Source organism: Methylosinus sp. R-45379, from assembly GCF_001644125.1.
Taxonomy (GTDB): Bacteria; Pseudomonadota; Alphaproteobacteria; order Rhizobiales; family Beijerinckiaceae; genus Methylosinus.
Genome location: NZ_LUUM01000288.1, coordinates 1 through 9,189 on the forward strand (window position 1 = coordinate 1; position 9,189 = coordinate 9,189).

Sequence of the window (9,189 nt, forward strand, 5' to 3'; positions counted from 1 at the left end):
CCGTGAGCCTACAGGCTCGTTTCTTTTTGTCGGAAGTTTCGGCCGGAACCAGGGGCTGTCATGAAAATGCGCGACGGCGTGGCGCTTATTTCAAGAACTGCGCGCCATCCAGCTCATGCCGCAGCTCGAAGCTGCGGAATTGCGTGAAGATCGGCGCGATCCAGGCTTTGAGCGCGGCGCGAATGACGATCGACATTTCCGGCGGCGGCGAGACCAGCAGCCGGCTCAGCGATAGATCCGGCTCATCCAGAGTCTTCGCCACCGCGCCGTCCAACGCGCCGATGAGGAATCTGCGCGTCGAAGGATAATGTCCGAGCGTCTCATGGGCATAGGCGCCGAGCGGCGCGGCGCCCTCGTTCTGCACGATCACCATGGGGACATCGCGCCACGCCGCCGAAAGCGATTTCGCGCTGGCGAGAGCGGAGTTGGTCTGGTCGACATGGAAGAGCACGATCGGCTCGACGCCGCGCGCCCGCGCCTCCTCGACGAAGCCGATCTCCTTCACTGTCTTGAAGAAACGGTCATAGGCGCGCTGCCAGACATCGACGATCTTGGGAACTCCGTCATCGACCAGCAGCCGATCGAACAAGGAGATCTGCCCACGTATGTCGGCCGTGTCGATGACGCGCGTGCGGTCCGGGAACCATTCGTGATAGCGCGGCGCATGCGGATCGGTGTCGAAGCCTTCGACCTCGGTGAGACGCGAGAGATAGAAATCCGTCAGCAGCCGCGCGGTCGTCGAAACGCCCGAACGCGGATGCGGGGAACAGGCGACGAACACCAAAGTGCGTCGACTCATCTTTCACTCTCTCGGCGCCGCCCGAGGCTCTCTATGTTGCCGCTCAACCACGTTCGGCGCTATGCGCCCTCCCTGCCGGCGATCCGATCCAGCAGATGGATGCGGTCGAACTCGTCGGCGATCCTGTTCTGCCAGGTGCGGACATAGCCGCGAAGGACGAAGGAATGGTCCGCCGGCTCCCCTTCCGCCGTCCGATTGGCGACGAAGGTGGAAAAAGGCGCGCCGGCGATCTCCACCTGTTCATAGGACAATTCGTTGAGCTTGGGGATGGTGATCTCGCCCGCCGTCTCCACTTTCTCGAAATATTTACGGTGCGTCACCGGGTCCCATTCGAAAAAGGTGGTGTCGTTGACATGGTTCTTGACGAGGAAATAGTCCGCGTCCTCGACATAGGGCGCGACTTCTGCGATCTCGTCGAGCGAGGCGATGGACGATCCGAGCACATGGAACAGAATGAAGCCGACCTCTCCTTCCGCCACCGCATCCAGAAAGCCCGTGTCCTGCAGCGCCTGCAGGGCCGGCTCCAGCCCGCCGGCGCGAACATCGACGACGCTGACCTTGATCTCAGCCGTGGCGAGAGTGTCGATGATCTTCATCTGGTCCGAGGTCGAGGTGAGATCGACGACGCTGGTCTGGTCGGGATGAAACCGATAGAGCGTGCCGCGCGGCGTCTCCGTGTCAAAGGCCCGGGTCAAGACATTATTGGCGGCGAGATAGTCGAGCAGCACGCGCGCGATCGTCGTCTTGCCCACGCCGCCCTTGTCGGCTCCGACCAGAATGAGTGTCGGCCGGCCTCTCTGAGGGGCGAGCGGAGGAACCTTCTCCCGCACGACCGGCGGCCGCTCCTCACGGGCCGAACTCTGCTTGGTTTCTTTGGTCGGTCTTTGAGCCATGGCCTAGCACCTATATCGCTCGCGCCCGCTTTCGGGCGGCAGGAACATAAAACTCTTACCATTTATGAGTTGCGCGCGCCGAGCCTTTTCTCGCCGCCACTGGCGCGATCGAGGCCTTTTCGGTTGATACCACGCGTAGCGTTTGTAGTTTTTCGAGGCGCGAGGCTGCCTTATAGTGAATTGACATTCACGCGACCTCGAATAAGTAGGTCTCACATTTTCGAAGGATTGCGGTTCGTGCCGAGGTCTCCGCGCTTTGCGGCGATCGGCGCGCCCGCTTTGCTCGGCGCGAGGGGGTCGCGCAGGGCCGACAGCCGAAGGAAGGGCGCCTCGGCGGCGACCGCGCCTGTTCGGAGAAAAGGATGAGCGTGATCCGTGTCGAGGACGCAGACGGCGTCACCCACGAGCTGGAGCCTGTGGAAGGCTGGCGGTTGATGGAGATTTTGCGGGATTATGGGATGGGCATGGAGGGCACATGCGGCGGCGCGGTCGCCTGCGCCTCCTGCCACATCGTGCTCGATCCCGAATGGGCCGACAAGGTCGCGCCGCCGCGCGAGGACGAGATCGACAAGCTCGACGAGCTGCCCTTTCTGCACGAGACCTCGCGGCTCTCCTGCCAGATCATCTGGTCGGACGAGCTCGACGGGCTGAAGCTCACTCTGGTCAAGGAGCCGACATGACGCGGCCCGCCAATCCGAAATTCTCGCCCAAGATTCTGCTCGCCTCCGATCTCGCCGAGGGCGACGTCGTGTTTTGGGGGCAGGACGGCTGGGAGCGCGATCTCCTGCGCGCGAAAATTGCTTATGACGAGGCCGAGGCGGCGACGCTGGACGCGGCGGGCAAGGCGGCGGTCGCCGCCAATCGCGTCGTCGACGCCTATCTGGTCGATGTCACGGTGGATGCGGCCGGCGCGCCGGCTCCGTCGCATTTTCGCGAGAAGTTCCGCGCCGCCGGCCCGAGCGTGCGGCGCGATCTCGGCAAGCAGGCGTGGCTGCAAGGAGCGGGGAATCGATGACTGCGCATGATCCGGCCCTGCCGCCGCGCCCCAATTCCGCGCCGACGATCTACGCCTATGACGAATATGACCGCGCCTTCGTGCGCGAGCGCGTGGCGGAGTTCCGCGGGCAGGTGGAGCGTCGCCTCGCCGGCGCGCTGACGGAGGAGGAGTTCCGTCCGTTCCGCCTGATGAACGGGCTCTATCTGCAGCTGCACGCCTATATGCTGCGCGTCGCCATTCCCTATGGCTCGCTCACCTCGCGGCAGATGCGCCAGCTCGCCTATATCGCCGACAAATGGGACAAGGGCTACGGCCATTTCACCACGCGGCAGAACCTGCAATATAATTGGCCGAAGCTCGTCGATGTGCCGGATATTCTCGAGGCGCTCGCCGACGTCGACATGCATGCGATCCAGACTTCCGGCAATTGCATTCGCAATGTGACCGCCGATCATTTCGCCGGCGTCGCCGCCGATGAGCTGGAGGACCCGCGGCCGACGGCGGAGTTTCTGCGCCAGTGGTCGAGCGCCCATGCCGAATTCAGCTTCCTGCCGCGCAAGTTCAAGATCGCGGTGAGCGGCGCCGAGCATGACCGCGCCGCGATCAAGATTCACGATATCGGCCTGCGCATAGTGAAGAATGCGCAAGGCGCGATCGGCTATGAGGTGATCGTCGGCGGCGGTCTCGGCCGCACGCCTTTCGTCGGCAAGCTGCTGCGGGAGTTTCTGCCGCGCGCCGATCTGCTCGCTTTTCTCGAGGCGATTCTGCGCGTCTATAATCGCTTCGGCCGTCGCGACAACAAATATAAGGCGCGCATCAAAATATTGGTGCACGAGACCGGGCTCGACGAGATTCGCGCGCAGGTGGAGGCGGAGTTCGCCGCCATGGACCGCGCGCCTTTCGCCTATGACGCGCAGGAGCTGGAGCGCGTCGTCGCAGCCTTCGCGCCGCCGGCTTACGAAGCTTTGCCCGCGCGCTCGGACGCGCTCGAAAAGGTCAAGGTGGAGAACGCCGAATTCGCCGCTTTCGCCGCGGTGAATGTCGCGCCGCATAAGGTTCCCGGCTACGCCATCGTCACCGTCTCGCTGAAGCCGATCGGCGGCATTCCCGGCGACGCCACCGCCGCGCAGATGCGCGCGCTGGCCGATGCGGCGGACACCTATGGTTTCGGCGAGTTGCGCGTCAGCCATGAGCAGAACATCATTCTTCCGCATGTGAAGCAGGATGATCTTTTCGCTCTGTGGCGCGATCTCTCGGCGGCGGGCCTCTCCACCGCCAACGCCGGGCTCATCAGCGACATCATCTCCTGCCCGGGGCTCGACTATTGCGCGCTGGCGACGGCGCGCTCCATTCCGATCGCTCAGGCGATCTCGGAACGTTTCGCCGATCTCGAGCGTCAGCGTCTCATCGGCAAGCTGGGGATCAAGATTTCCGGCTGCATCAACGCCTGCGGACATCATCACATCGGCGCGATCGGCATTCTCGGCCTCGAGAAGAAGGGCGTCGAATCCTATCAGATCACGCTCGGCGGCGATCCGACGCTCTCGGCCTCGATCGGCGAATTGCTCGGTCCCGGCGTGTCGGCGGAAGAGGTTCCCGACGTGATCGAGAGCCTGGTGCAATTCTATCTCGCCGAGCGGCGCGAAGGTGAGGCTTTCATCGACACATGGCGGCGCTTGGGCCATAAGCGTTTCAAGGAATCTGCGCGCCGGGAGGGCGAGGATGGCTCTGGTATCTGACGGCGCTTTCATCGCGGACGAGTGGCGCCGTCTCGCCGATGAGGAATCCCTGCCCGGCTCCGGCAAGGTGATCGTGTCGCTCGAGCGGCTGCCCGCCGCGCTGGAAGATGCGCGGCTGACGGCGCTCGGCGTCTATGTCGCCAATACGACGGATCCCAAGGCGCTGGCGCCTCATTTCGCGCGTCTCGCGCTCATCGACATCGCCTTTCCGGCCTTCACCGATGGGCGCGGCTTCTCGCTCGCGCGGCTGCTGCGCCGCGAGGGTTTCGCGGGCGAGTTGCGGGCGAGCGGCCGGCTGACGCCGGACCAATATTTGCACGCGGTCGGCGGCGGCTTCGACACGATCGAGATTCCCGATGAGCTCGCGGCGCATCACGGCGAGGCCAATTGGGCAAAGGCGCGTCAGGCGCGCAGCCTCTCCTATCAGCGCGGCGTCGCGGGCGGCGCATCTATACTCGAACGCCGGCGAAAGGGCGTGGCATGAAGACGTCGATCGTCGAAACGCTCGCGCCGCGCCTCGCGCCGCTCGATCTCGATCATCGCTTGAAGCTCACGCGCGAGGTCATCCCCGGCCGCATCGTCTTCACGACGAGCTTCGGCATAGAGGATCAGCTCGTCACCCATTCCATCTTCACCCAGGGCCTCGAGATCGATGTGGTGACGATCGACACGGGGCGTCTCTTCGAGGAGACGATCGCCCTTTGGGAGAAGACCGAGGCGCGTTATGCGCGGCGCATTCACGCCGCCTATCCGCAGGCGCTGCCGCTCGCCGATTATGTCGCCGAGCATGGCGTCAACGGCTTCTATCGCTCGGTCGAGAATCGCAAGGGCTGCTGCCATATTCGCAAGGTGGAGCCGCTGTCGCGCCTGCTCGCCGGCGCCTCCGCCTGGGTGACGGGCCTGCGCGCCGATCAATCGCAGGCGCGCGAGGGCGTGCATCTCATCGAGAGCGACGCCGAGCGTCGGCTGGTCAAGCTCAATCCGCTCGCCGATTACACGCGCGAGGCCATCGTCGCCGCGACAGAGGAATTCAGCGTGCCGGTGAACGAGCTGCACGAGAAAGGCTTTCTCTCCATCGGCTGCGCGCCCTGCACGCGCGCGCTGGAGCCCGGCGAGAGCGAGCGCGCCGGCCGCTGGTGGTGGGAAGAGGACGAGAAGAAAGAATGCGGCCTGCATGTCGGGCCGGACGGCCGGCTGACGCGCGGCGCGGCGCCGGAGGGCTCGCAATGAACGCGCTGGCGGCAAAGCCCCTCGGCCATTTGGATCGGCTGGAGGCGGAGAGCATCCACATCATGCGCGAGGTGGTCGCCGAATGCGAGCGGCCGGTGATGCTCTACTCCATCGGCAAGGATTCGGCAGTGATGCTGCATCTCGCCATGAAGGCCTTCTATCCGTCGAAGCCGCCTTTCCCGCTGCTGCATGTCGACACGACATGGAAGTTCAAGGAAATGATCGCCTTTCGCGACCGCCGCGCGGCCGAGACGGGCCTCGAGCTGCTCGTCCACACCAATCCGGAAGGGGTCGCGATGAATATCGATCCCACCGTGCATGGATCGCAGCTCCATACGCAGATCATGAAGACCGACGCGCTGAAGCAGGCGCTCGACAAATGGAAATTCGACGCGGCCTTCGGCGGCGCGCGGCGCGACGAAGAAAAGTCCCGCGCCAAGGAGCGCGTGCTCTCCTTCCGCAACGCCCAGCATCGCTGGGACCCGAAGGCGCAGCGGCCCGAGTTCTGGCGCCTCTACAACGCCCGCAAGGGTCCGGGCGAGAGCCTGCGCGTGTTTCCTCTGTCCAATTGGACCGAGGCCGATGTGTGGGATTACATCGCGCGCGAGGGCATAGACGTCGTGCCGCTCTATTACGCCAAGGAGCGGCCGGTGATCGATCGCGGCGGCATGCTCATCATGGTGGACGACGATCGCCTGAAGCTGCAGCCCGGCGAGACCGTGCAGCAGAGGCTGGTGCGCTTCCGCACGCTCGGCTGCTATCCGCTGACCGGCGCGATCGAGAGCTCCGCGGCGACGCTGGAGGAGATCATCGCCGAAATGCGCGCGAGCCGCTCCTCCGAGCGTCAGGGCCGCCTCATCGATCACGACGGCTCCTCCTCCATGGAGCAGAAGAAGCAGGAGGGTTATTTTTGATGCACGGCGGCCTCGCCACGCCTGCGCCGCTGCGCGCCCCCGTCGGGCCGGCGCCCGCCGACAAGCCCTTGCTGCGCTTCATCACTTGCGGCTCGGTGGACGACGGCAAGTCGACGCTCATCGGCCGTCTGCTCTATGACGCCGATCTCGCGGCCGACGATCTCATCGCGGCGCTCGAGCAGGATTCGAAGAAGCACGGCACGCAGGGCGACGATCTCGATTTCGCGCTGCTCGTCGACGGCCTCGCGGCGGAGCGCGAGCAGGGCATCACCATCGATGTCGCCTATCGCTATTTCGCGACGGAGAAGCGCAAGTTCATCGTCGCCGACACGCCCGGCCATGTGCAATACACGCGCAATATGGCGACCGGCGCCTCGACGGCCGAGCTCGCCGTTCTGCTCGTCGATGCGCGCAAGGGCCTCTTGGATCAGACGCGCCGGCACAGCGTCATCGTCTCCATGCTCGGCGTTCGGCATGTCGTCGTCGCCGTCAACAAGATGGACCTCGTCTCCTATTCGCAGGAGATTTTCGCCGACATAGAGCGCGACTTCCGCGCCTTCGCCGAGCATTTGCGCTTTCTCACCATTCAGGTGATTCCGCTGGTCGCCAAGGACGGCGACAATCTCGTTCATGCGAGCAAGAAAATGGACTGGTATTCCGGTCCGCCGCTGCTCGCCTATCTCGAGAGCGTCGCCTCGGACGACAACGCCCGCGTGCTGCCCTTCCGTTTCCCCGTGCAATGGGTGAACCGGCCGTCCCATGATTTCCGCGGCTTCTCTGGCTTCATCGCCGGCGGCAACGTAAAGCCGGGCGACATCGTCCGCATTTTGCCGTCCGGCCGCGACACGACGATCGCGCGCATCGTCACCTATGACGGCGATCTCGCCCATGCGGTGGCCGGCCAATCGGTGACGCTGACCCTCACCGAAGAGATCGACATTTCCCGCGGCGACATGCTCGTCTCGCCGGTGTCGCCGGCCAAGATCGGCGATCGCCTGTCGGCCCGGCTGCTATGGCTGGTGCGCGAGCCGCTCACGCTGGACAAGAGCTATCTTTTAAAGCTCGGCGCGCGCATGACGCCGGCCTTTGTGAAGCAGGTCGCCTCGCACATACAGATCGAGACCGGCCTCGCCGAGCCGCTCGCCGATTCGTCGCAGACGCTCGCCTTCAACGAGATCGGCGAGGCGGAGCTGTGGCTCGACACCGCCATCGCCTGCGATCTCTATGAGGACAATCGCGAGACTGGCGGCTTCATCCTCATCGATCGCGTGACCAATGAGACGGTCGCCGTCGGCATGGTGAAGCAATCGGCCTGGACCGAGCGCAGCGCGCGCAATGGCGTGGAGGCGAGCTACGCCTCCATGGAAGGCGTGCCGTCGCCCGATCAGCTGCTGCATCCGACGCCCTTGCGCAGCCTGGTGAAATCTCTGTCCTGGCGCGTGCCCGGCAGCGTCATCACTTTCGGCGCGGCCTTCCTGTTCACGCAGGACACGGGCATATCGGCCGCGATCACCGGCACGGAGATCGTCTCCAAAATCGTGCTCTATTATCTGCACGAACGCCTGTGGACGCGCTTCGCCGTCGGCCTCACCAAGGGCGAGCCGCCGCACGACGATACGGGATTGTAAGGGCGCTCTCGCGAGCACGCTTTTTCGCTGTCACCGACGCAGGACGCGAGCCCGACATTCGTAGGGCGTTTCCACCCTCCCCTTCAGGGGGAGGGTCGGACCGCGAAGCGGTCCGGGGTGGGGTTCAACGGCAAAGACTCGGGGGCACCCCCTCCCGAGCGCCTTCGGCGCTCGACCTCCCCCCTCAAGGGGCAAGGGGGAGGTGGAAGCGCCTCTTCCGGTGCGCGTCTTGTTCACTCAGGGCCTGCCGAATTTCGCGCGTATCTTTTGGATGGCGGAAGCCTTCGAAACGCAAGGATGCGGCGCGTGTTGCAGAAGGTTTGACTTTTGCGTCGAGCGGCATTTGGTGGAAAGGAAAGGTTTACGGGATTTAATTGTCGGTCGAATAGGTACAAAGGTTTGCCATGAAAGCTACAGCGCCTCTCCGAATGATTTTACCAGAAGAATTGAAAGCAGCTTTCAGCAAATGTGCCGTGGATGCCTTGGCGACCTTTCCGAAGACGGCTGGCCAATGCGTCGCGCTGTGTGCGTATATATCTGCTCGTCTCACTGAGGATTCTATAGCGAACAGGGTAGCGCTCGGATCGCTGTCCTGCAACGGAGTGAAAACCTTCCAATACAAGAAGCCGATTTCGGTGGCGCCCTCGGGTTCCTCCGTCTGGGATGGCCACGCGTGGATCGAATTTCCTGACGGAGTTATTGGCGAGCCGTCGTTATTTCGCACGGCTAAGGCATTTCCAAAACACAGTAGTCTTCGGCAGAATTTAGAAGCTCACGGGTTGATCGACCGGGGCGCAATTCTGATCTCGGCGAGCGACGCCCTCAAGGATTACGGCCTGAAATATCGACAAAGGACCTATTTGAAAGAAGCAGCGTTCGTGCCTTTAATCCATGGACTGATGGCTATCAATGAGCTGATAAATCACGAATAACAGGATCGAGCGCACCGACGGCCGAATGAGCGGTCGCAGATCGTGCCCCTGGAGATG

At 63.7% G+C, this 9,189-nt stretch carries 10 protein-coding genes; 8 read left to right on the top strand and 2 right to left on the bottom strand.

The features are described from left to right. Positions 1-85: 85 nt before the first annotated feature. Both A1351_RS20060 and A1351_RS20065 read right to left on the bottom strand, forming a co-directional pair. Complete coding sequence (locus A1351_RS20060; RefSeq protein ID WP_024881096.1) at positions 86-799, bottom strand: hypothetical protein; 714 nt, start codon at positions 797-799, stop codon at positions 86-88. Between the two features lie 59 nt (positions 800-858). Then, positions 859-1,692 (bottom strand): hypothetical protein, encoded by an 834-nt coding sequence (locus A1351_RS20065; protein WP_024881095.1) that lies wholly within the window; start codon positions 1,690-1,692, stop codon positions 859-861. Positions 1,693-2,054: 362 nt separating this feature from the next. On the opposite strand from A1351_RS20065, the gene A1351_RS20070 reads away from it, so the two are divergent. From A1351_RS20070 to A1351_RS20105, 8 genes are all read left to right on the top strand, one after another. Further along, the gene (locus A1351_RS20070; protein WP_018267966.1) at positions 2,055-2,372 is read left to right on the top strand and encodes a 2Fe-2S iron-sulfur cluster-binding protein; all 318 of its coding nucleotides are present in this window, start codon (positions 2,055-2,057) and stop codon (positions 2,370-2,372) included. Beyond that, positions 2,369-2,707: a DUF2849 domain-containing protein gene (locus A1351_RS20075; RefSeq protein WP_026599421.1), complete on the top strand. Its 339-nt coding sequence runs from the start codon at positions 2,369-2,371 to the stop codon at positions 2,705-2,707. Before A1351_RS20070 ends, A1351_RS20075 begins: the two co-directional genes overlap by 4 nt. After that, positions 2,704-4,428: a nitrite/sulfite reductase gene (locus tag A1351_RS20080; RefSeq protein ID WP_064033763.1), complete on the top strand. Its 1,725-nt coding sequence runs from the start codon at positions 2,704-2,706 to the stop codon at positions 4,426-4,428. The genes A1351_RS20075 and A1351_RS20080 overlap by 4 nt, the downstream gene beginning before the upstream one ends. After that, entirely contained in the window at positions 4,412-4,912 is a 501-nt protein-coding gene (locus A1351_RS20085) for a DUF934 domain-containing protein (RefSeq protein WP_064033764.1), read from the top strand. Before A1351_RS20080 ends, A1351_RS20085 begins: the two co-directional genes overlap by 17 nt. Continuing rightward, positions 4,909-5,658 (top strand): phosphoadenylyl-sulfate reductase, encoded by a 750-nt coding sequence (locus A1351_RS20090; RefSeq protein WP_026599418.1) that lies wholly within the window; start codon positions 4,909-4,911, stop codon positions 5,656-5,658. The genes A1351_RS20085 and A1351_RS20090 overlap by 4 nt, the downstream gene beginning before the upstream one ends. Then, positions 5,655-6,572 carry a sulfate adenylyltransferase subunit CysD gene (gene cysD, locus A1351_RS20095; protein WP_024881090.1) on the top strand — a complete coding sequence of 306 codons (918 nt, stop codon included), beginning with the start codon at positions 5,655-5,657 and terminating at the stop codon, positions 6,570-6,572. Before A1351_RS20090 ends, cysD begins: the two co-directional genes overlap by 4 nt. Continuing rightward, positions 6,572-8,200, top strand: a complete 1,629-nt coding sequence (gene cysN, locus A1351_RS20100) for a sulfate adenylyltransferase subunit CysN (RefSeq protein ID WP_064033765.1) — start codon at positions 6,572-6,574, stop codon at positions 8,198-8,200. The genes cysD and cysN overlap by 1 nt, the downstream gene beginning before the upstream one ends. A 404-nt stretch (positions 8,201-8,604) precedes the next feature. Further along, entirely contained in the window at positions 8,605-9,132 is a 528-nt protein-coding gene (locus A1351_RS20105) for a hypothetical protein (RefSeq protein WP_064033766.1), read from the top strand. The last annotated feature ends 57 nt before the right edge of the window (positions 9,133-9,189 follow it).

What these genes read in the sequence shown, in the direction of transcription:
- A1351_RS20060 (WP_024881096.1), bottom strand. Translation starts at nt 799, where the DNA reads ATGAGTCGACGCACTTTGGTGTTCGTCGCCTGTTCCCCGCATCCGCGT.
- A1351_RS20065 (WP_024881095.1), bottom strand. Translation starts at nt 1,692, where the DNA reads ATGGCTCAAAGACCGACCAAAGAAACCAAGCAGAGTTCGGCCCGTGAG.
- A1351_RS20070 (WP_018267966.1), top strand. Translation starts at nt 2,055, where the DNA reads ATGAGCGTGATCCGTGTCGAGGACGCAGACGGCGTCACCCACGAGCTG.
- A1351_RS20075 (WP_026599421.1), top strand. Translation starts at nt 2,369, where the DNA reads ATGACGCGGCCCGCCAATCCGAAATTCTCGCCCAAGATTCTGCTCGCC.
- A1351_RS20080 (WP_064033763.1), top strand. Translation starts at nt 2,704, where the DNA reads ATGACTGCGCATGATCCGGCCCTGCCGCCGCGCCCCAATTCCGCGCCG.
- A1351_RS20085 (WP_064033764.1), top strand. Translation starts at nt 4,412, where the DNA reads ATGGCTCTGGTATCTGACGGCGCTTTCATCGCGGACGAGTGGCGCCGT.
- A1351_RS20090 (WP_026599418.1), top strand. Translation starts at nt 4,909, where the DNA reads ATGAAGACGTCGATCGTCGAAACGCTCGCGCCGCGCCTCGCGCCGCTC.
- cysD (WP_024881090.1), top strand. Translation starts at nt 5,655, where the DNA reads ATGAACGCGCTGGCGGCAAAGCCCCTCGGCCATTTGGATCGGCTGGAG.
- cysN (WP_064033765.1), top strand. Translation starts at nt 6,572, where the DNA reads ATGCACGGCGGCCTCGCCACGCCTGCGCCGCTGCGCGCCCCCGTCGGG.
- A1351_RS20105 (WP_064033766.1), top strand. Translation starts at nt 8,605, where the DNA reads ATGAAAGCTACAGCGCCTCTCCGAATGATTTTACCAGAAGAATTGAAA.